This is a genomic window from Candidatus Binatia bacterium, from assembly GCA_026415395.1.
In the GTDB taxonomy this organism is placed as follows: domain Bacteria; phylum Desulfobacterota; class Binatia; order HRBIN30; family HRBIN30; genus HRBIN30.
In genome coordinates this window covers 732,142-752,337 of record JAOAHD010000007.1, presented here as the reverse complement: position 1 = coordinate 752,337, position 20,196 = coordinate 732,142, and the positions used below count along the sequence as shown (strand labels likewise).

19 protein-coding genes are annotated in these 20,196 nt (G+C 61.9%); 8 read left to right on the top strand and 11 right to left on the bottom strand.

The features are described from left to right. The first annotated feature begins 64 nt into the window (after positions 1-64). A complete protein-coding gene (gene pfp / locus N3C12_07785; protein ID MCX8072335.1) occupies positions 65-1,375 on the top strand; it encodes a diphosphate--fructose-6-phosphate 1-phosphotransferase in 1,311 nt (436 codons plus the stop codon). Between the two features lie 10 nt (positions 1,376-1,385). Here pfp and N3C12_07780 read toward each other — a convergent pair whose 3' ends face one another. The 4 genes from N3C12_07780 to N3C12_07765 form a co-directional block, all read right to left on the bottom strand. Next, positions 1,386-1,733, bottom strand: coding sequence for an FUN14 domain-containing protein (locus N3C12_07780; protein ID MCX8072334.1), 348 nt, complete (start codon positions 1,731-1,733; stop codon positions 1,386-1,388). 15 nt (positions 1,734-1,748) lie between these two features. Continuing rightward, entirely contained in the window at positions 1,749-2,240 is a 492-nt protein-coding gene (locus N3C12_07775; GenBank protein MCX8072333.1) for a DUF4345 family protein, read from the bottom strand. A 33-nt stretch (positions 2,241-2,273) separates the two neighbouring features. Then, on the bottom strand, positions 2,274-3,260 hold the full coding sequence (locus tag N3C12_07770) for a fatty acid desaturase family protein (protein MCX8072332.1): 987 nt from the start codon (positions 3,258-3,260) through the stop codon (positions 2,274-2,276). Between the two features lie 135 nt (positions 3,261-3,395). Further along, positions 3,396-3,929, bottom strand: coding sequence for a hypothetical protein (locus tag N3C12_07765; GenBank protein ID MCX8072331.1), 534 nt, complete (start codon positions 3,927-3,929; stop codon positions 3,396-3,398). 102 nt (positions 3,930-4,031) lie between these two features. Between N3C12_07765 and N3C12_07760 the strand changes: the two genes are divergently transcribed. Both N3C12_07760 and N3C12_07755 read left to right on the top strand, forming a co-directional pair. Continuing rightward, positions 4,032-4,808 (top strand): NAD-dependent deacylase, encoded by a 777-nt coding sequence (locus N3C12_07760; protein ID MCX8072330.1) that lies wholly within the window; start codon positions 4,032-4,034, stop codon positions 4,806-4,808. 256 nt (positions 4,809-5,064) lie between these two features. Next, positions 5,065-6,834 carry a glycosyltransferase family 39 protein gene (locus N3C12_07755; GenBank protein ID MCX8072329.1) on the top strand — a complete coding sequence of 590 codons (1,770 nt, stop codon included), beginning with the start codon at positions 5,065-5,067 and terminating at the stop codon, positions 6,832-6,834. Here N3C12_07755 and N3C12_07750 read toward each other — a convergent pair. The 7 genes from N3C12_07750 to N3C12_07720 form a co-directional block, all read right to left on the bottom strand. Beyond that, entirely contained in the window at positions 6,813-7,640 is an 828-nt protein-coding gene (locus tag N3C12_07750) for an ATP-binding protein (GenBank protein ID MCX8072328.1), read from the bottom strand. The two genes, N3C12_07755 and N3C12_07750, sit on opposite strands and share 22 nt — an antisense overlap. Before the next feature lie 31 nt (positions 7,641-7,671). Beyond that, entirely contained in the window at positions 7,672-8,061 is a 390-nt protein-coding gene (locus tag N3C12_07745; GenBank protein ID MCX8072327.1) for a response regulator, read from the bottom strand. Further along, entirely contained in the window at positions 8,058-8,519 is a 462-nt protein-coding gene (locus tag N3C12_07740) for a hypothetical protein (GenBank protein MCX8072326.1), read from the bottom strand. The genes N3C12_07745 and N3C12_07740 overlap by 4 nt, the downstream gene beginning before the upstream one ends. 239 nt (positions 8,520-8,758) lie before the next feature. Further along, positions 8,759-10,141, bottom strand: a complete 1,383-nt coding sequence (locus N3C12_07735; GenBank protein ID MCX8072325.1) for a sigma-54 dependent transcriptional regulator — start codon at positions 10,139-10,141, stop codon at positions 8,759-8,761. Next, a complete protein-coding gene (locus tag N3C12_07730) occupies positions 10,138-11,049 on the bottom strand; it encodes a HAMP domain-containing histidine kinase (GenBank protein ID MCX8072324.1) in 912 nt (303 codons plus the stop codon). The genes N3C12_07735 and N3C12_07730 overlap by 4 nt, the downstream gene beginning before the upstream one ends. 370 nt (positions 11,050-11,419) lie before the next feature. Further along, on the bottom strand, positions 11,420-12,631 hold the full coding sequence (locus tag N3C12_07725) for a hypothetical protein (protein ID MCX8072323.1): 1,212 nt from the start codon (positions 12,629-12,631) through the stop codon (positions 11,420-11,422). Further along, positions 12,628-13,998, bottom strand: a complete 1,371-nt coding sequence (locus N3C12_07720; GenBank protein MCX8072322.1) for a M23 family metallopeptidase — start codon at positions 13,996-13,998, stop codon at positions 12,628-12,630. Before N3C12_07720 ends, N3C12_07725 begins: the two co-directional genes overlap by 4 nt. 123 nt (positions 13,999-14,121) lie before the next feature. Here N3C12_07720 and bioF point away from each other — a divergent pair, with 123 nt between their 5' ends. The 5 genes from bioF to N3C12_07695 all read left to right on the top strand — a co-directional run bounded on the left by bioF (position 14,122) and on the right by N3C12_07695 (position 20,140). Next, entirely contained in the window at positions 14,122-15,309 is a 1,188-nt protein-coding gene (bioF, locus tag N3C12_07715) for an 8-amino-7-oxononanoate synthase (protein ID MCX8072321.1), read from the top strand. Beyond that, a complete protein-coding gene (bioA, locus tag N3C12_07710) occupies positions 15,290-16,660 on the top strand; it encodes an adenosylmethionine--8-amino-7-oxononanoate transaminase (protein ID MCX8072320.1) in 1,371 nt (456 codons plus the stop codon). The genes bioF and bioA overlap by 20 nt, the downstream gene beginning before the upstream one ends. Positions 16,661-16,699: 39 nt before the next feature. Beyond that, entirely contained in the window at positions 16,700-17,428 is a 729-nt protein-coding gene (gene bioD, locus N3C12_07705; GenBank protein ID MCX8072319.1) for a dethiobiotin synthase, read from the top strand. 33 nt (positions 17,429-17,461) lie between these two features. Next, entirely contained in the window at positions 17,462-18,451 is a 990-nt protein-coding gene (locus N3C12_07700) for a patatin-like phospholipase family protein (GenBank protein MCX8072318.1), read from the top strand. 120 nt (positions 18,452-18,571) lie between these two features. Next, entirely contained in the window at positions 18,572-20,140 is a 1,569-nt protein-coding gene (locus N3C12_07695; GenBank protein ID MCX8072317.1) for an aldo/keto reductase, read from the top strand. The last annotated feature ends 56 nt before the right edge of the window (positions 20,141-20,196 follow it).

Genomic DNA, 20,196 nt, shown 5'->3' with positions numbered 1-20,196 from the left:
GAGTTGTTGCCCTGCAAATATGGGGACCGTACGTGGCAGCGGTAGCGCATGGAGGAAGAGCCCGATGGAAAAGAAGATGGGAATCTTGGTTGGTGGTGGTCCTGCCCCGGGAATTAACAGTGTCATTGGCGCTGCCACCATCCGTGCTGTTCTCGAGGGCGTGCCTGTGCTCGGCATCCGCGACGGCTTCGAACACATCATGCAGGGGCGCACGGATCAGGTGGAGCCCCTAACAATCGACAAAGTCAGCCGCATGCACTTCCGCGGCGGCTCGATGATCGGAATCTCACGCGCGAACCCGACGAAGAGCACCGAGCAGCTCGAGCATTGCGTACACGCGCTCGACGCCCTGGGCATCGACCGGCTCATTACCATCGGCGGCGACGACACTGCCTATTCCGCAATGCGCCTCGCGCAGCAAGCGGCCGGTCGATTGCGCATCGTGCACGTTCCGAAAACCATCGACAACGACTTGGACTTACCACCGCACGTCGACACCTTTGGCTTCCAAACCGCGCGCCACGTCGGCGTCGAGTTGGTAAAAAACCTCATGGTCGACGCCTACACCACCTCTCGCTGGTACATCGTGGTCACAATGGGGCGAAAAGCCGGCCATTTAGCACTTGGCATTGGGAAGGCGGCCGGGGCAACGCTGACGCTGATCTTAGAAGAGTTCCTGGGCCGACCCATTCGCCTGCAACACATCGCGGACATTTTGGCGGGCGCCATAATCAAACGTCTGGCCGACGGCCGGCGGGATGGTGTGGCCGTCATTGCTGAAGGGGTGGTGCTGGATATGGATCCAAGGGACGTAGCAGGTCTCGAACACGTGGAGCGCGATGAGCACGGCCATGTGCGCCTTTCGGAAATCGACCTTGGAGACACCGTCAAGCGCGCGGTTGCTCAGCGCCTCGCCCAGCTTGGCATCAAAATTACGCTGACCGCCAAAAACATTGGCTACGAACTGCGATGCGCAGACCCCATTCCTTACGATTTGGAGTACACGCGGGATCTTGGTTACTGCGCCGCTAAGTACTTGCTCGAGGGCGGGGACCAAGTGATGGTGTCGCTGCAGGCAGGGCAGTTCGTGCCAATTCCGTTTGGACACTTGCTCGATCCGCAAACCGGTCGCACTCGTGTTCGCCTCGTCGACGTGTACTCGACTCGCTACGCGATTGCTCGACGCTACATGATCCGCCTGCGGCGTGACGACTTTGAGCGCGACGAGGAAATTGCGCGCTTCGCACGTGTGGCGCACCTCACGCCCGAGGAGTTCCGCCGGCAGTTCGAGTATCTGGTGGAACTCGAACCCCCACCTTTGGTGCTACCTCGGCCGACCTGGGGCGGCGGAGCAATCTCGGCGGCAGCCCGCTAGCGGCTAAGCTTCAGCCAAGTCTGAAACCCAGGACAAATCCGGCTGCAAAGGCACTGCCGAACGGCAGATTCCCAGTCACGATCCCCCAAGCTTGCTCTAGCCAGCCTTGGTGTTGCGCCTCGCGCCACACTTCATCGGCGGTGCGTTGCACCTCTTGCCAATGGATGGTGATCCAACCCTGATAGGCGAGAATCTGCAAAGTGAAAAATAGCACGCCCAAAAGCAGCGCGATCAGCTTGGCAACTTTCTTAGCTGCATAACCGGCAACCAAACCGGCCAAGCCACCGAATCCGAGTTGACCTGCAGGCAGTTCGGCAAGCAACCGATACACATCGAAGTTTGCAGCCGGCTCACCCATGGCCGGTTTGCCGCCTCACGGGGTGGTCGCACCTGAGGTAGGCGGAGCTGATGATGCCGGGGCTGAGGAGGCGTCGCCCCCTGGTCCGGCGGGGGCGACCGTCGAGCCCACGGCCCATTCTTCCGTGCGACCCACCGACAAAGCCGCTGCTAGCAGGGCAACACCCAAAGCGGTCTCGATAATCACTCCAATCCAGCCCCAGAGCCCGGGGCTTCCCGCCACATACGCACCCCCGAGTCGACCGGCCGCAGCGCCGAGAAAAAGCGTGGCGGCAAACAGTAGGAGCTGGCGTGATTGCATGAAGGCGGCGTACATGATCCACATCGCCAACACGACAAACAGCCCCCCGTAAATGGCCCGCGTCTCGGCCGTGGCCTGCGCAAGACTGGCAGTGGAGGCCACCGCAAAGCCCGCGTAGTGCATGACCCGCTCCGGGTATAGCAATCCTGCGAGACCGAAGGCGAAAACAACCAATCCGACTACACCCGCAACCAAGCGTCCGTTCACTCCCCTACTCCTTGCAACTCTTCTCGATCGGGCTCAGCCACCGATCACCGCCTGGAGCGCGGGGCGGTAGCCGCTTTCCACTAAAGCTCGGTCGAACTTCCCGGATTCCCGTAAAGCGCAGTGCAACGCCGGCAAATTATAATGAGGCACCCCCGGGTAGAGATGATGCTCCAAATGGTAGGCAACGTGATGGGGGTTCAAAAAGAACTTCGCAATCGGATTCCGAGTGACAATCGTGCGGGCGTTGCGCAACGGGTCGCCGCGGTCGGGCACCGCCGCGTGCTCCAACACGCCGCGCACCCGCAAAATGACTTGGTACACGGTCATCAGCGGAAGCCACCACAACACGACAAACGCGAGCCCGTATCCCAGCCAAAACAGCAACCCCACACTCGCAGCAACGAGCGCACGTTGGGTCCCCGTCGACCAACTCCAGCGACGCAACAAGTTTCCGGGGCCAAGGCGCAGCTTGCCCGTGGTGCGGTCCACCACCAGATAGCCGCGCATGGTCAGAGCAGAAATCCCTGTGGCGTCGCGGAGGAGCTTCCGCCACCAACTCGCGCGGCCGCAGGGAAACGGAAGCGACAGGGATAAGTCAGGATCGCGCTCCGTGAGCAAGTATTTGTGATGCCGCAAGTGAACCGTTCGGTACGCCAACAGATGGCTGGCGATGGGGCGGGCACAAAGCCAATGCCCGATAAAGTCGTTCCACCAGCGATGCTGGAACAAGCGGTGATGCGCTGCATCGTGCATCAGCACCGCAAGCGCATGTTGGCAGCGGCCGACAATCAAGCATGCCAAGATCCAGGTCACTGGATGCGGGATCACCAACGCGGCTCCCACGCTCGCGGCGATGAGTCCCCACGTCGAGGCGAGTGCCGCGCAGGCACGGAACGGACGCACCTGCTGCAACGGCCGCAACACTGCCGCCGGCAGACGCACGGCAACGGGGGACTCCGCTATGCCAGCCAGAGCTCCTACGCCGATCGTTTCCGCAGTTTCTCCCTCGCCTGCGGCCATGGTGGCTTATTCCCTAGCACCGCGCACCAACCTAAGGGAAGCATACGCGCAATGCTCGATTCAGCATTCGGAGCAAACCGAACGTGCTTCCTGGCACAGCGCACTCGGGCAATCGACGTTGTCCCCGCACGGCGACTATTGAGGGTCGCACGGCGTGTGATCCGGCGCCAACAGGAACAAGGCAAAGTAACGGTCGTTCGAATCTTTCTGCTGATCGACGATTCGCCCTAAGTCCACAACGATGGGCTCATTGGACTTCCGGTCGCCCACAGCACCAATGATAATGCGAAACTGGCCGTCGGGCCGCGTAGCGGTGCGATGCCCCCACCCATTTTGCACGAAGAGCTTGACGAAGCGGTCCTTCACCGGTGCGCCCTGGCTATCCACTAGCGTGCCGACGAAGTGCACGTCGTAGGGCACCGGCACGAGCTTCCCGTAATTTTTGTCGACGAAGCACTTGCCGCACGGCCGGCCGTTCAGCCAGCCGCTTTCCGCACCATCAAAGCAGTTCGCCTCGCCAGGATTTTTGCAGTCGTTGCACACCACCACTTCAGCCCACACCTTGCCGCTTTTGTCCCGCACCGGAACCGGGTCCCGCGCTGCGACTCGTCCCGCGAGAGTACCCACTGCAACCAGAACGACAGCAAAACTCCACCAACGCTGACCCATAAGGCTCCTCCACGTCCAAAAAACAACACAAGCTTGCAGCGGCTTGCCCGTATAAACGACATGAATTAAGCGCTCAATGCACGGCTTGTTGAAGGACTTCCTATGCACAACGACGAAATCCAACGCGCGGCTCAAGCGATTCACAAAGCAAAGTACGTCGTGGCCCTCACCGGAGCGGGGCTCTCTGTGGAAAGCGGCATCCCGCCGTTTCGGGGGCCAGGCGGGTTGTGGACCAAATATGGCGAGCCACCCATGAACGGCTTTCAGCGGTTTTTGGCGGATCCGAAAAGAGCCTGGGAGGAGCGCCTGAACCCGAGCGGGCCCATGCGCGAGCTCTGGGAAACGTTGGCGCGCGCCGAGCCCAATTCCGGGCATTACGGTTTGGTCGAGCTCGAGCGCATGGGAATCCTGCGCTGCACGATCACGCAAAATGTGGACAATTTGCATCGCCGCGCCGGCAGTGAACGTCTGGCCGAAATTCACGGCAATGCCACGTTAGTGCGCTGCTTGTCGTGCTTGCATCGCATGCCCTTCGAGGCAGTGGATTTGACTGAGCTCCCGCCGCTGTGTCGGGAGTGCGGTGGGCTGTTGAAAAGCGACACGGTGTCGTTTGGGGAACCGATTCCGAGCGATGTGCTAGGCCGCTGCCAAGCGGAGACCGCTCGGGCAGACTGTATGCTCGTCGTCGGCACCTCAGCCACCGTGTACCCGGCCGCGGGCCTTCCCTTGGACGTTCACCAACGCGGCGGTGTGCTGGTGGAGATCAATCCGTACGAAACTGACCTCACGCCGTTTTGCAGCGTGGTTATCCGCACTCCGGCTGGAGAGGCGCTCCCCGCGTTAGTCGAGGCAGTGCGCGCGTTGCGCGCGCGGGGCTGAGTCTGCAGCCGCGCCACCGCGCACTTCTCAGTCTCCGTTGCGGAGTGGTCAGTCCGGGAAGTAGGCCCGAGCATTGGGGGTTCGAGGCACCGCCCCCGACGCGCTCGGTGTCGGGCGATTTGGCAAACGCGCTCATTCTCGCTAAACGGCGCGGTTCAGTTTGCACATCGCTATGGCACAGGTGCACCCACCGAACAGGCCGGCCATCGCCCCTCGGGCAATGGCCGAGACGAGAGACCAAGGATCGAGGCTGGCCGTGGCCGTCGCGGTGTTGATCCTCGTCGTGACTGCCTGGGCCTTCACGCATCGGCTCGGGAGCTTCCCACTGCTCGACGACCCGAACGAGGCCCAGTACGCAGAGGTCGCACGGGAAATGATCGAAAGCGGCGACTGGCTGAGCCCGCAGCTCAATTACGTAATCTTCTTGAACAAGCCGCCGCTCGCCTATTGGGGGATCGCCTGGGTGTACGAGCTCTGGGGAATCCACGAAGCTGCCGCCCGCTTGCCCGGGGCGGTTGCCGCGTGGCTAACCATTCTGATTGTCCTGGTGTGGGGCTGGCGCGCATTCAACCCGTTTGTCGGCTGCCTGGCCGCCGGGATCTTGGCTTCGATGGGCGGCTTTTTCGTGGAAACGCACCTGGTGCGCCCCGACCTTTGGCTCGTGCTTGGTCTCACGCTGGCGATTTCCGCGCTGTGGGAGCTTTTGGAACGACCTGAGGAGCGCTTGTGGCGCTGGTCGACACCGCTCGCTCTATGGCAGGTGGGGCTCGCCATCGGGCTCCTCGCCAAAGGCATGCTCGCGCTCCTACTGCCCGCCTTCGCGTTACTTGCAGCCGTCGTGGCGGAGCGCCGTTGGCGGCTTCTCCTTCCTTTCTTTCATCCGCGCGCTTGGTGGTTGTGGCTTGCCATCGTCGGACCGTGGCACGCGGCAATGAGCTTTGTGCACTCGGGCTTTCTTTGGGACTATGTGATCAACCAGCACCTGTTGTTTTTCTTCGACAAAAAGTTTCCGCGCGACTCGATCCCGATCTCGTTACCCATGTTTTGGGCAGCTTTCGCCATGCGTCTCTTTCCGTGGAGCGTGTTCGTTCCCGCAGCCGTTGGCGTGGCGGTGGGCAAACTCCCGACACGCGAGGAGCGGACAATTGCCGTTCTCCTCCTCGCCTGGAGCCTCGCGGTGCTTGCCCTGTTCTCGGCTGCATCGTCGCGCTTGGAACACTACTCTTTGCCGGCGCTGCCACCCCTGGCGCTGCTTGTGGCAGCATACCTCGGGCGTGCCGAAACGCTTTCTCCGCGCTGGGCGGCCGCAACCTGGGTTCATTGGGTTTTCGCTGCATTCGTTTTCGTGAACGGGCTCTGGGTCGTGCCGCGTTTACTGCGGGAAGAGGAGTGGCTGGGGCCTACGCACGAGTTTATCGGCATTGCAATTCAGGCGTTTGGCGGTTTGAGCTTGGCTGGCGTGGTCGCCCTCTTGCTCTGGTGGATCGGGGCACGACGCTTGGCACCGGTGGCTGTTGCCGTGACCTTTGCCGCGGTGGTCCCCTTGTTTTGCCGGGGGCTTGCCCTCGTGGCCCCCAACAATTCTACGTTCCCGTTAGCTCAGCAAATCAGCCCACACTTGGAAGGGGCAAACGTGACGGTCGTTTACCAAGCTCCCGAGGAGTACCAAACGTGTGCCGGGCTCAACTACTACTTGCGCCGGCGCATTGAAATTTTGCCGCCGCGTGATTTCGTGCTGCCGACATACCTCGAGCCTCACGGCGACCGTTTGTTCATCGACGCCGCCACGCTCCAGCGCTGGTGGGAAGAGCGGCCGCTCATCTGGATATCGGATCCACTCCGGCCGGGACAAAATCTCGACGCAGTACTACCAGGACACTACGAGGTCATCGCTCGGGATGCTACACGCGTGGCGGTACGTAACCAACTTCTCCCACCAGCCCAGGTTGCACGCCTAGAGCCGGCTCCACCCTCTAACTGCGCGCCGCTGATGGCGAGGCCGGGCTACGCACCTAACGTGAAGTAGAAGCAAGCCCCCTGGCCGACTTCTCCTTCGGCCCAGATCTCCCCGCCGTGCCGTTCGACAATCCGCTTGGCTAACGCCAGCCCTAGCCCGACGCCCTCGAATTCGGCGCTGGAGTGCAAGCGGCGCAGGGGCTTGAACAGCTCTTGGGCCTGCTCCTGCGGAAAACCTACTCCGAAATCGCGCACGTAATACACGCGGTGACTTCCGCAAAGCCGCTCCCCAACTTCGAGCGTCGTAGTTGGCCGGGGTTGCGCGTACTTCCATGCATTGTCGAGAAGCGCGTGGAGGAGGAGATACGTCAAGTCTGGGTCCGCAGAGGCTTCGAGATCGCCGCGGAACGTGACTTGGGTTACGCGCTGTGGGAAGCGGCGTTGGAATCTGGCCAGGATGGTCAGCACCATCTGCTTGAGGTCCACGCGCCGGCGCGCCAACGGGGCATGGCCCGCGCGGCAGAGGCGCAATAAGGCCTCGAGCAATTCCCGCATGTCGGCCACCGCATTTCTCAGGCTTACCAAGTACGACTGCGCAACCGCGCTCGCGTCGGGAACCTCCTTTTGGATCAAGTGAGCGAACGCTTCGATGTGACGCAGCGGTGTACGCAAGTCATGGGCCACAGCGCATGCAAAGTGGTCAAACGCGCGGCGGGTCTCCTCGAGCTCTGCACGCAGCCTCTCAATCTCGGCTTCTCGGGGCGTGAGGTCCGGTTGTGCTGCTCCCCGCTCCTCGTCCGCGTGGGTTTCCCGGAGATTCGTCTCAGCATTGTTTTGCCAGCGATTTTGCGGGTCCGCTTGTTTGCCGTTCGACATTTTCCTCTGCTTCGTTCCGCGCTGATTTCAATCACTTCTTTGGCTTGGCAGACGTCGGCCTTGGCGGGGGCAACAGGGCTGCGAGCTGGCTGAGGTCGACCGGCTTCCACAGAACATGCTGCGCGCCAAGTGATCGTGCCATTCGCTCCACTTCGGCATCCCGCAGGGCCGTCACCACCACGGCAAGTGGCGGCTTCCGCACCTTGCCGCCGCGGAGATAACGGAGAACCTCCGCCCCCTCCGCTCCGTCCGGCGTTAGCGACCAATCCAACAGAACCGCTGCATAAGACCTCCGAGCGATATGCCGCAGCGCCTCCGCCAAGCTGCTCGCTTCGTCGACCGTATAGCCACGGTTCTGAAAGAACTCTCGCATCGCAAAGCGAAGCGCGTCCGAGTCTTCAACCACCAGCAGGCGGCTCATGAATTCGCCGCCTTGAACTCATCTGAACAAGGCTCATGCGGCGACGAACATCCCGCTGCTGACACCGCACGCTGGATGAGTTCCAGCACGGACTGAACCAACAAGGAGTTGGCTCCGCGGCAAGCCAGAGAGCGCGCGCGAAACGGTGCCGCCTCGCAACACTCGTCGCCCGGCCCGCTTGTGCAGCCGGAGATCTCGATCAAGCCTGCTTGTGGGCGGCGACGGCGAACGAAGCGGGCCAGCTCTGCCAGCATTTCGCGTCGGCTCCGGTCGATGCGCTGGTGGCCAACGACGATATCGTACCGGACCAGATCAACCCGGGCGAACGCCTGTTGCGGGGTTGGTGCGACATCCACCACAAATCCCTCGCTACGCAAGCGCCGAACAATTGCCTGCGTAGCCGAGCACCGTGGCGCAATGACCAGAATCCTTGTTCTTTCGTCCCAAATATCTTTCATGGTGAAACTTGGACCTCTGTCCACCGACAAGAGCGACCAACATGCCAACCAGCCCGTGCGCTGCGGGCCCGCGTCTTCTGGCGGCGATTTGCGCGAACGCTTCTCACTTCTGGAATCTGGAATCTGGGAGAGACCGGCAGGGAGGTGCCGTAGCAGCGGGCGATACCGGAACATGGCTGCGACCCTCCGATTCCCCGTTGCCCAGTTCCAGCCCCGCCGCAGCCGCGGCAGGATTGCGGTTAGGAACGCCGGGCCTTGCGCGGACGCCGCGGCTGCACTCCGTAGCTTTGCAACCGCTGATACAGCGTGCTGCGCGGCACCCCTAAGCGCTCGGCAGCTCGGGCCACATCCCCCCCCACTGCATCGAAGACCCGCAGAATGTGGCGCTTTTCCACTTCGGCCAATGGCAGGTCCGCGTTCTCCTCTACAGCCATTACGTTCGGGGCGGCCACGAAGCCAGCCACCCCAACGGCTAAGTGTTCCGCGCCAATGGTGGGCCCATTGGCGAGTAACGTCGCTCGTTCGAGCACGTTTCGCAGCTCCCGAATATTTCCCGGCCAGGAATACCTCACCAGAGCCTGAATCGCTTCCGGCGAAAGTCTCCAAGGACCATCCCTTCCTGCTGGCGCGAACTGCCGAAGCATTTCCTCGGCCAACAAAGGAACGTCTTCCTTGCGCTCGCGGAGGGGCGGCAGCTCGAGTGTGACCACGGCGATGCGGTAGTATAGGTCCGAGCGAAAACTGCCACGCACCACGGCCTGTGTCAGGTCATGGTGCGTGGCACTGATCAAGCGAATGTCGACTTGGACATCGGCAACGGCGCCCAAGCGCCGAAAGCGACGCTCTTCCAGCACCTTGAGCAATTTCGCCTGCACGGCCAGGTCCATGTCGCCAATCTCGTCGAGAAACAGTGTGCCACGGTGGGCAAGCTCCACCAGGCCAAGCTTACGTTCCACCGCCCCTGTGAAGGCACCCTTTTCGTACCCAAACAGTTCAGCGTGGAGCAACTCGCCACCCAGTCCAGCGCAGTTAATGTCGACAAATGGGTTCCCTCGGCGCGGGCCTTGAGCATGTAGCCAACGCGCAAGCACGCCTTTGCCCGTACCCGTCTCGCCAGTGAGTAACACCGCCGCATCGGACCGAGCAATTTTCTTTGCCAACTGTTCCACACGACGGATGGCCTGGCTGGTCCCGACAAACGGATTGGCCTCGCGGCGCACCTGCGACTCGCGGCTAACAAGATACAACGCCTCCGCTCGCCGCTCGCTATCCACCCGCTCAATGAGCGTAGCCAAGGTCGGCAAATCGAGCGGCTTGGTCAGAAACTGTTTTGCCCCCAATTGCATGGCCTTAACCGCAAGTTCGATCGAACCAAATCCGGTGAGGATGATCACCGGTACCGTCGGGATTCTTTCCCGTAGCGCCGCAAGAATGTCGAGCGCAGTAGCATCCGGGAGCTGGTAATCGAGCAGGACGACATCTGGCAGTCCCTGTTCGATTGCCCGCCAGAGTTCTGCCGCGCTCCGTGCCTCTGTGACCTGCCAGCCTCGCGATCCTAAATATTCTCGCAAGGCAAACAGCACTGTATCTTCGTCGTCAGCAACGAGCACCCGCAAACTCATTCGCTTGGGCCTGAGCTTCTTCTTTCTCGCGCCACCGGAATTTCTATGCGCACCCACGCCCCGCCACGCGGGCGGTTGCCCACGCGGATGGTTCCCCCGTGATCGCTCACGATCCGCGCAGCGATGGCCAGGCCAAGACCGGTACCCCCAGAGCGCCGCGAAAAGAACGGTTCGAACACGTGCGGGAGGTCCTCGGGGCGAAAACCTGGGCCGGCGTCCCACACCTCGCACACCGCCATGCCTCCGCCTTTTCGCTTCAACACCGACGTAAATGCCGCCACTTCGCTCCCTGGACGCGAATGCTGGACGGCGTTTTGCACGATGTTCTGCACCGCCTGCACCAAATGTTCCTCATCCGCATTCACGCGGGCGCTCGCGGCACGGTGCACGATTTTTAAGGTAACACCTCGTTCCTTGGCCAGTTGCTCACACTGCCGCATCGCCTCCCCAACGACGCCGCCGAGCTCCACAATCTCGCGGCGCCGGGCCCTCCCCCCGCGTCCGAACGCGAGCAGCTCCTCTAGCAACCGGTTCAAGCGGTGCCCCTCGCTCCGCAAGACGTTGAAATACTCTTGCACATCAGGCGCGCCAATCTTGGCTTCCAGGGCATCGATCGTGGCCAGCATTCCAAACAGGGGGTTGCGAATGTCATGAGCCACCCGCCCCACCAACGTACCCAGTGCGGACCAGAGGCTTTGATCCCGAAGCTCCGACTCGGCCTTTTCTCGGGCGGCCCGCTCCTTCTGTAATTCCAGGGTGACCTTTTCCGAGAGTTGCCGAGCGCATGCCACAACCAGAATGGCTCGTGGTCGAGCCGGCAGGAGGGAGGCGAACATGACCAAGAACAGGGGCCGCCCGTCTACATGCCGCGCTTCCACTTCCAAGGGTCCCTCCGCCGAGGTCCCCATCGCGTCCCCTCGCAGTGGCAACTTGCGGTCAAGGCAAGGGTGAACCCGTCTCCAAGCCTGTTGCAACTCCTCGAGGGAGCGCGCTCCAAATGCGGCGATCGCCGCCTGATTCGCGTGCAGCAATTTGCTCTGGGACTCAACCCAAGCCGGAATCGGCAACCACTCGAACCAGGTTTTCCACTGGCGCTGCTTGGGCTTAGCCCGGCCAGTTCCCTTTGCACGGCTCCTCGCTCGCAACCGACCGACCCCCAGTTCGGAAGACTGCCGCGAAGCTTAAGCCACCAGCCGCCACCTAGTCAAAGCAAATTTTTCTGCTTGCGGTCGACGAGGGCGGATCCGTCGCCAACTGACGGTATCAGCATTCCGTCGTTCAACGACGTGGGGTGCGTTCCTTAGCAGCGCGAGCAGCGCGCACGAGCCGGTCGGGCGTGACGATTAGGGACTCCTTCGCCCTCTCCGCTTCCGCGAGCTCGCGCTCATAAAGCTCAATAAAAATCAAGGTTTCTACTGCCGCCCGACAAAACGCTACCTGTTTTGGATCGATCCCTGGCTTCTCCAACGCAAAGGCCGTCGCCGCAAGCTCACGGGCAACGGAGCTCTTGCCCATGAGGTGCACGTAGTAGCCCACTTCTCGTAGACGATGGACCCACGACGGGCGCTCCGCAGGCGCAAAAACGGTGTCGATGGCCTGCGCAACGATTTGCGCTTGCCGTTCCTGCTTTTGAACGTCGGTTAACACCAGTGGGCTTGCCTGCACCTCGCGAATACGCTCGACGAACTCCCTCAACCGGTCCAGCAGGCCAGCGGCAAGCGAGAGAACGGCCTTCTCGTTCAAGAGTCTCTCACCGATTTGCCTCGCGGCGATCGGGACCTCTGCGAGTTCTGCCTCTGGATAAATCTGGGTGAGAGGGTGGGAAGCGGTCGCGAGGGGCGGGCCCTGAAAGAATTCGCTGCGAACGGCGGCATAGTCCACGCTGATTGGCTGCCCTACAGAAGACACGTTCTCATACGCGCGCCACAGCAGGGCGTCGCAGTGGGCAGCATCTCCTTTCGCGAGCGGGTAACCGCCGCGGGCGCTGTCTTCGAGAGACGCTCGCCACTGTTTTCTGGATAGCTCAACCCGCCTGAGCTCCCGCAAGGAGTGATCGTAGTCGCGCGTTATGGCAAATAAGACGAGCAAACGCGCCGATCCCTTGCGCACAAAGAACAGTTCACGTTCACCCGTGCTGAAATATTGGGAGAAATATGCCTCGGTTACCGCTGGTTCTGCCTCCAGAAACGGCCGCGCCACAACCTCCTGGGGCGCAGCTCGCGAAACCAGGCCACGTTGCTCGAGCCGGTACAAAGCACGGCGCGCTTCGCGACGTACCGTTTTATCCTCGGCCGCAGCGAGCTTTTCTAGGAGCGCCACCGCTTCAGCCTCCGGGCGGCTTCCGAGCCAATGCGCAAGAGCCGCATCCGCGGCTGCATCACGCCCCATTCTCGCGGCCAAGTCGCTCAACGGCGAGGATGGGTGTAACCCCCACGAGCGCAACAGCCCTTCTCCTTTTTCCAACACCCGTTCATGTGCTTGCTTGCTCATGGACTCCCTTGCCCTTCACTCACAGAGGCGCGAGGAAACGCTTCGATTTTTGCCAGCAGATGCTTGCGAATCCAACTCCCGTCCCACCACTCGACGGGATCGACATGCACGCCCCACAGCATCACGGAAAAGTGCAAGTGATCGCCCGCGGCGAGGCCGGTCTCTCCCGTGAGGCCAAGCTGATGGCCCCGTTCCACCAAATCCCCTGGCTTCACATCGATGGCTCGCAAGTGCCCGTACAACGTAAAAACGCCGAGCCCATGATCGACGACGACCGTGTTGCCGTAAATTCCCAAGTTGCCAGCAAACACCACGGTGCCCTTCTGGGCCGCCTCGACCGGGCTGGCCTTGATCGAAGCTAGATCGAACCCCAAATGCACCTGGCGGTCGATCTGCTCACCCCGATACACGTACGTTCGCCGATCGGCAAAGGAACTCAGCGGCGCAGTGTTCGATTGCCGGTGAAAGGTGCCAAACCAGTGGGGCGTCGCCTGACTCTTGCTTGCAAGTTGCCGGAGGGTCGTTTCGTTTTGTCGCCGCAGGTCACGGTTGATGCGCAGGTAGCGCTCGACCAGCGTGCCTGTGGCCGGCAACTGATTGGCGGCCTCGATTTCCGGAACCTTACGGGCAAGGAAGTCGTCGTCTAGGTTCAACATCCTCTCGGCAAAGCGGCGCATCTGAATGACCACTGGAATCGCAACTTGGCTGCGATTGCCGGCGTGATCCCATGCAACCACGCGCGGTTGCGCAGTGCCATCGAGATCCTGCGGAATCGCAAATAGTCCCATTGTCAACTGTGCGTCAGCAAAGAAGCCACGGACTGCAGGGAAGAAATATTCTCCCACCTCCACGCCACTTTGCACGGCGTCCGCCGACTGGCGCCAAATGGCCAGTTCCACCCCGCCCAAACGGACATTGTGCTGGCTGGTCAAAAGCTCCAACCGGGGCGGCGTGGTGTCCAAAACAATTTTGCGCTGCCACACCAGTACCTGTTCCGCTCTCCACAAGTGCCACCCGTACGTGGAAGCCCACAACTCCACTTCCAGCTCGCCGTCTCCCACGCCCAGCCCGGCCCAATTCGGTACCGTGTCGATCACGCATTCGTTGACTCCGCTTCCGCGCCACGTGCTCCGAACAAACAGCCGCTCGTACAGTGGCCAAGTGTGCTCTCCCCGCCGCGCAGTGAGCCGCACGGCCTCCAGTCCCGGTCCCGGGCTCCGCACACTCAGGCGAACAGGAGCGGCAGCACCGATTACCGGACTCGTTTCGTCGGCGATCACCGTGGGCGCGCGGTCCCACTGCATCCAAACCAGCCCGGCGCCCATGGCGATCAAACCAACAACAACAATCGTAACAAATCGGCGCATGACTCGAGGCGGGACGCCCAATGCAATGAAGGGCGCCTTTTGGAGTTCACAGGGAACAAAGTCAAGTTGATGCCGCAGCGAGTTGGCTTTGTTTTTGGCTCTCGCTAGCAAACATGTTCGATCATGGATTTGGAACGAGCCGCGAGCGAGACCCTAGCAGCATTTCAGGAGCGAGGATTGTTGCGCGCGCTGCGGCCCGTCGGCAGCGCTGTCGCTCCGTGGGTGGATCTGGCCGGCCGGCGCACTTTGCTCATGTGTTCGAACAACTACCTCGGGCTCGCAAATCACCCGGAGCTCGTGGCTGCGGCCGCCGATGCTGCAGCCCGCTGGGGGGTGGGAGCGGGGGCGTCGCGGCTGATCTCCGGCTCGCTCGCGCTACACGAGGAACTCGAATCCGAACTTGCCCGCTGGAAGGGTACGGAAGCGGCCGTGCTGTTCAATTCCGGCTACCACGCCAACGTCGGCACGATTGCCGCCCTCGTTGGCGAGGGCGATGCCGTGTTCAGCGATGCGTTGAATCATGCCAGCATCATCGACGGCTGCCGGCTCTCCCGTGCACGCGTGGTGGTCTACCCGCACAATGATGTCGACCGATTAGGGTACGAACTTGCGCACACGCCTGCTCGCCACCGCTTGATCGTCACGGATTCGGTGTTCAGCATGGATGGCGATCGCGCCCCATTGGTCGAGATTTGCGAAGTGGCCCAGCGCTTTGGAGCGTGGGTCATGGTCGACGAAGCGCATGCCACTGGGGTTCTCGGTCCCACCGGCGCGGGTCTGGTCGAAGAGCTTGGACTGCACGGCCGGGTTGCGGTCCAAATGGGAACCTTGGGAAAAGCCTTAGGTTGTTTCGGTGCGTATGTCGCTGGTGCGAGATCTTTGATCCAACTGTTGATCAACCGCGCACGCTCTTTGGTGTACACCACGGCCTTGCCCCCACCGGTAGTCGGTGCAGCGCTGGCGGCCGTGCGCCTGGTGCGCAGCCGGCCCGATTTGCGGCAGCAACTCTCTGCCAATGCTGCCTCCCTTCAGCGTGCTCTTCGCGCCGCCGGCATCCCTACCATCCCGTACGCGAGCCATATCCTCCCGGTGCTGATCGGTGACCCGGCACGCACCATGCGGATCTCTGCGCGCTTGCTCGAGGAGGGTGTGTGGGTGCAAGGAATTCGTCCGCCCACCGTACCCGAGGGCACATCACGGCTGCGCATCACCGTGATGGCAACGCACTCGCCACGCGATCTCGAGTTTGCCGCACGCGCGTTCACCAAGGTTTTCAGCGAGGAAGAGCAAAATGGCCCGGATCGCTCCTGACACGTTAGCCGAATGGGACCACCGTTTTCTTTGGCACCCGTTCACCCAAATGGCGGAGTGGCTGAACGAATCGCCGCTCATCATCGAGCGCGGCGAAGGACCCTACCTCTTCGACGTGCACGGCAACCGCTATCTCGACGGCGTCGCCTCGCTCTGGTGCAACGTGCACGGGCACCGGCATCCGGTGCTCGACGCTGCGTTGCAGGAGCAGGCCAACTTGGTGGCCCACTCGACCATGCTCGGTCTCAGCAACGTGCCCGCTATTGCGCTTGCCAAGGAACTTGTCCAACGCACACCTGCATCGCTCACGCGGGTTTTCTATTCCGACTCGGGGGCGACCGCCGTTGAGGTAGCGCTGAAAATTGCGGCGCAATACTGGCAGTTGGTCGGCGAGCCGCAGCGAACAGACTTTGTGTCGCTTACCGAGGCGTATCACGGCGACACCATTGGGGCGATGAGCCTCGGCTACTCCGAGGCGTTTCACCGTTTCCACAAGCCACTCTTATTCCCCTGCCACAAGCTGGACCCTCCCCATGTATTCCGGTGGCAGCGGGGGCTCGATGCCGCAGCAGCGCTCGACGCAGCCATTGCTGAGGCGGAGGCATTGTTTCGCCGTCACGGGGCTCGGCTGGCAGCATTGATCGTCGAGCCACTGGTACAAGGCGCAGCAGGAATGTGGACGCACGATCCCGCCTATTTGCGCGCGCTCCGCGAGCTAACCGCGCACCATGGCGTGCTGCTCATTTGCGACGAAGTGGCCACGGGCTTCGGACGCACCGGGCGCTTGTTCGCGGTGGAACACGCCGCCGTCGAGCCTGACCTGATGTGCCTAGGCAAGGGCATTTCGGGCGGCTACTTGCCGCTCGCGGCCACGCTCGTGCGGGAGGAGATTTTCACCGCGTTTCTGGGGCCATACGATGCTTTTCGGGCGTTCTTCCACGGGCACACCTACACCGGGAATCCACTTGGCTGTGCAGTGGGGATCGCGAGTCTTGCCGTGTTCGAGCAAGAAAACGTGCTGGATCGCGTGAGGACTCGGGCCGCGGAGTTGGAACGGCTCCTCGCCGAAGAGATTGCGCCGCTACCGCACGTGGGCGACGTCCGGCAGTGCGGGCTCATGGTCGGAATTGAACTCGTGGCCGATCGGGAAACCCGCGCGCCCTATCCCGCAGGGCTGCGCATCGGCCATCGAGTGATTCTCGCGGCACGGCGGCGTGGCGTTATTTTGCGCCCGCTTGGTAACGTGATCGTACTTATGCCTCCGCTTTGCATCTCCGCCGATCAATTGGCAGAGCTGTGCACAGTCGCGCGGGAGAGCATCCAGGAGGTTACAGAGCAGAGCCGCCCATGAGGCGTTTTCGCCCTACTACGTTTTAACGAGCGAGACTCCATGAGCACACGTATTGTCTTTGTTACGGGCACAGACACCGGCGTCGGCAAAACAACCGTGAGCTGCGGGTTGGTGGCTGCGCTGCATGCGCGGGGTTTGCGGGTCGGTGTGTTCAAGCCAGCCGAAACTGGCTGCAGCACGGGCACCGATGGCAAGCTGGTGCCGGCGGATGCCGTCCGTCTGCGCGGATTTGCCGGTGCCGTGCAACCACTGGAAGAGGTCTGTCCCTACGTTTTCGCCGAGCCGCTGGCTCCGGCAATTGCTGCTCAGCGGGAGGGACGATCGATCGACTTTCGCTGGCTTTGCCAGCACATTACATCGCATGCTGGAAGTTACGATCTTGCGCTAGTCGAAGGCGCAGGTGGTTGGCTGGTACCGCTCACCGAGCAACTGACCTTTGCCGATCTCGCCCTTGCTCTTGGAGCGCATGCGCTCGTCGTGGTGGCCAATCGGTTGGGCGCTCTAAATCACGCGTTGCTCACAGTACAAAACATTCGCATGCATGGGGCGCGTTGGCTCGGCTACGTTTGGAACCACCCCATCCCAGTTACGGAGGTGGCTCAAAGAACCAATGTTGACGCGTTGCGGGCGTGGCTTGGGGAGCCACTCGGCGCGGTGCCTTACTCGGAAAACGCGTTGCTCGACCCGCAGGAGGCGGCGCAGGTGACGGAAACCAGCATCGACGTCGACCGCTTGCTCGCGACCATCAGCGGCCTCGCGACGAAGTGACATCGCGGGGTGCTTTTGGCATAGAGAGCGCCGATGACCGCCCTTACCTCGACTTCTTCTGTGAAAATCGGCGTCGCACTCAGTGGTGGCGGCGCGGCCGGAATGGCTCACGTGGGTGTGCTCGAAGAGCTCGTCGCCGCCGGGCTACCGATTCGCTGTGTGGCTGGTACCAGTGCCGGAGCAATGGTCGGGGCGGCATTTGCCAATGGGCAACTGGAGGCATTCCGCAATACCATGTGCGAACTGACCCGCGCCCGTGTGTTGCGTTTGTTCGACCCCATTTGGCCGCAAGCCGGATTGCTCGAAGGGCGGCGCTCATTAGAGCTCGTTCGCCCGCACCTGGGCACGACGATCGAAGCATTGCCGATCGCGTTTGCTGCAGTGGCGACGGACCTCGACACGGGCGAGGAGGTCGTGTTGCAATCTGGTTCGGTCCTGGAGGCTGTGCGGGCCAGCATTGCCATTCCAGGCTTGTTTACCCCGCAGCGCTTGGGGCCGCGGATTCTGGTGGATGGTGGCCTCGTGAACCCCATCCCCGCAGACGTGGCCCGCGCTCTGGGGGCGGACTTTGTGATTGCCGTGAGTGTGCTGCAAGTTCACCCAGCGGTTTTGCCACGCCGGGTGACACGCTCGAGCCTAACCGAGCAATGGAGCGAGCGCTTGCGCCGGCGCTGGAAGAAACCGCCGCTTTCGACCAGCCGGTTGCTACCCGAAACCAACGGCACCCCCGCCACCGAGCTTGGCCTCGTTGAAATCCTCTCGCGCGCCAGCACTATCGTGCAGGCGCGGATTGCCGCTGCCCGCCTGCGTGATGACCCACCGGACTTCCTGATTCACGTTCCTGTTCGTCTCGGCCTGTTCGACTTTCACTTGAGCCGTGAAGCGATCCACGCCGGACGTTTGACCGCTCGGCAGGCACTCCCTGAACTCAAACGAGCGTTGATGAGCGCCTTGCCTTGGGCCGAACGGCTGCAGCGTTGGCTTGACACGGCGGCCACAAGGTGGTCAGCGAGTCGTCGCTAGCTCTCGCGAGCAATCGAACGGTCGCCAACGCACGTGTCCACCGTGCCGCAGTGCGCCAACCCCTCTGGCTAGACTTGCGTGCGCCCCCGCCGTACACTGCCAAGAACACAGGAGGCGGCTATGGACCAGCAACAGTGCAGTGCTTGCGGCGGCGAGCTTCAGCTCCGCTTCGTACAAATCAAGCGGCCCTATGTTTGGGCTCTGTACGCGCTCGGGCTCTTCCTCGCTTGGTGGCTGGGAGGGAATCTGTTGCACGATCTCGTCGAAGGCGTGCAGCGAAGTTTGCTGCCCTGGTGGCATCTCGCCATCCCGTTGGTGTGCTTCTCTGCGGCAATGGCCTTGCAGTTTTTCGCTTGGCGGGTGCCTGTGTGTCTGCCCTGCGGCTTGGGCGGAAGAGAACGCTGGATCGAAATCGCTCGCTCCCTCGACACTGCCGAAGCGCACCAGCTCGGCCGGCGTCAAGCGCTCCGCGTGGTCGCAGCCGCAGGAACGGAGATGGCCGCAATCATCGGCGGGGTCGGGGTGGCTGTCGCCCGCAATCGCGGCTGGATTGCCGTTGGGCGTGACTTCTTCAGCGCCAAGGTCGAAACCATTGCCCCGCAGGCGCGACCGGAGTGGAGCGAAGCCCGCGTGCGCAGTTATCGCCGCCTCGGACGCACCGGCGCCATGGTGTCCGATATTTCTCTCGGCTCATCGCGCATCAACAACGCCAACGTGGCGCGGTATGCGATCGAGCGCGGAATCAACTACTTCGACACAGCACCCGACTACGCCGACACCAACTCCGAGCGTGTACTTGGCGAGGCCATGAAAGGGCATCGAGACAAGCTGTTCGTGGCCACCAAGTTTTGCGTGGCTGACGGCCACCTACCGAACGATACGCCGGTTCCCAAAATTATCGAGGCAGTCGAGGGAAGTTTGCGGCGTCTGCAAACCGACTACGTCGACCTCATTCATATCCATTCGTGCGACCGCCTCGACCGGCTGTTTGCACCTAACATCCACGAAGCGTTCGATCGCCTCAAGGAACAAGGCAAGGTCCGGTTTTTGGGAGTCAGCACGCATACGCCGAACTTGGAGGAGATTGCCAACGCCGCGATCGACTCGGGCCGTTTCGACGTGCTCATGTTGGCCTATCACTTTGGCATGTGGCCGAACTTCGATCACATCCTCGCGAAAGCCAAATCGCGAGACGTCGGGGTGGTGGCCATGAAGACACTCAAGGGGGCTAAGCACACCAACCTTGCCGAGTTTCGCCGCGAGGCTGACTCGTACGCTCAAGCAGCCTTTCGCTGGGTGTTGTCGAACCCGAACGTCTCTTGTTTGGTGATTTCCATTTACGAGCAGCGGCAGGTCGACGAATACTTGTACGCCTCGGGCACACAGTTGCGGCCCGAAGATGTGGCCTTGCTGCGCCGGTATGACCAACTCGTTTCGGGCGATTATTGCCAGCCGCACTGCGGGGTTTGCCTGGATTCCTGCGAGCACGAACTGCCGATTCACGACATCTTGCGTTACCGCATGTATGCCAAAGACTACCACTGGGAGTACGAGGGACGTCGCCTTTACGCTCAACTCGAGCGGAATGCCTCGCTTTGCGTTTCGTGCGCTGCGCCTTGCGCTGGCAAGTGCCCACTCGGGGTACCGATTCAAGAAAAGATGATCGACGCCCACCGGTGGCTAGGCTGAACTCTTGACGCTACGGTTCCGTGGCAACCGCGCAGCGAAGCGGCCGCGCGGGCAAG

Coding starts and splice junctions, on each gene's coding strand:
- bioF (MCX8072321.1), top strand. CDS start 14,122: ATGGATTTGGAACGAGCCGCGAGCGAGACCCTAGCAGCATTTCAGGAG.
- N3C12_07740 (MCX8072326.1), bottom strand. CDS start 8,519: ATGAAAGATATTTGGGACGAAAGAACAAGGATTCTGGTCATTGCGCCA.
- N3C12_07730 (MCX8072324.1), bottom strand. CDS start 11,049: ATGGGGACCTCGGCGGAGGGACCCTTGGAAGTGGAAGCGCGGCATGTA.
- N3C12_07770 (MCX8072332.1), bottom strand. CDS start 3,260: ATGGCCGCAGGCGAGGGAGAAACTGCGGAAACGATCGGCGTAGGAGCT.
- bioA (MCX8072320.1), top strand. CDS start 15,290: ATGGCCCGGATCGCTCCTGACACGTTAGCCGAATGGGACCACCGTTTT.
- N3C12_07720 (MCX8072322.1), bottom strand. CDS start 13,998: ATGCGCCGATTTGTTACGATTGTTGTTGTTGGTTTGATCGCCATGGGC.
- N3C12_07760 (MCX8072330.1), top strand. CDS start 4,032: ATGCACAACGACGAAATCCAACGCGCGGCTCAAGCGATTCACAAAGCA.
- N3C12_07725 (MCX8072323.1), bottom strand. CDS start 12,631: ATGAGCAAGCAAGCACATGAACGGGTGTTGGAAAAAGGAGAAGGGCTG.
- N3C12_07765 (MCX8072331.1), bottom strand. CDS start 3,929: ATGGGTCAGCGTTGGTGGAGTTTTGCTGTCGTTCTGGTTGCAGTGGGT.
- N3C12_07700 (MCX8072318.1), top strand. CDS start 17,462: ATGACCGCCCTTACCTCGACTTCTTCTGTGAAAATCGGCGTCGCACTC.
- N3C12_07780 (MCX8072334.1), bottom strand. CDS start 1,733: ATGGGTGAGCCGGCTGCAAACTTCGATGTGTATCGGTTGCTTGCCGAA.
- pfp (MCX8072335.1), top strand. CDS start 65: ATGGAAAAGAAGATGGGAATCTTGGTTGGTGGTGGTCCTGCCCCGGGA.
- N3C12_07750 (MCX8072328.1), bottom strand. CDS start 7,640: ATGTCGAACGGCAAACAAGCGGACCCGCAAAATCGCTGGCAAAACAAT.
- N3C12_07735 (MCX8072325.1), bottom strand. CDS start 10,141: ATGAGTTTGCGGGTGCTCGTTGCTGACGACGAAGATACAGTGCTGTTT.
- N3C12_07695 (MCX8072317.1), top strand. CDS start 18,572: ATGGACCAGCAACAGTGCAGTGCTTGCGGCGGCGAGCTTCAGCTCCGC.
- bioD (MCX8072319.1), top strand. CDS start 16,700: ATGAGCACACGTATTGTCTTTGTTACGGGCACAGACACCGGCGTCGGC.
- N3C12_07745 (MCX8072327.1), bottom strand. CDS start 8,061: ATGAGCCGCCTGCTGGTGGTTGAAGACTCGGACGCGCTTCGCTTTGCG.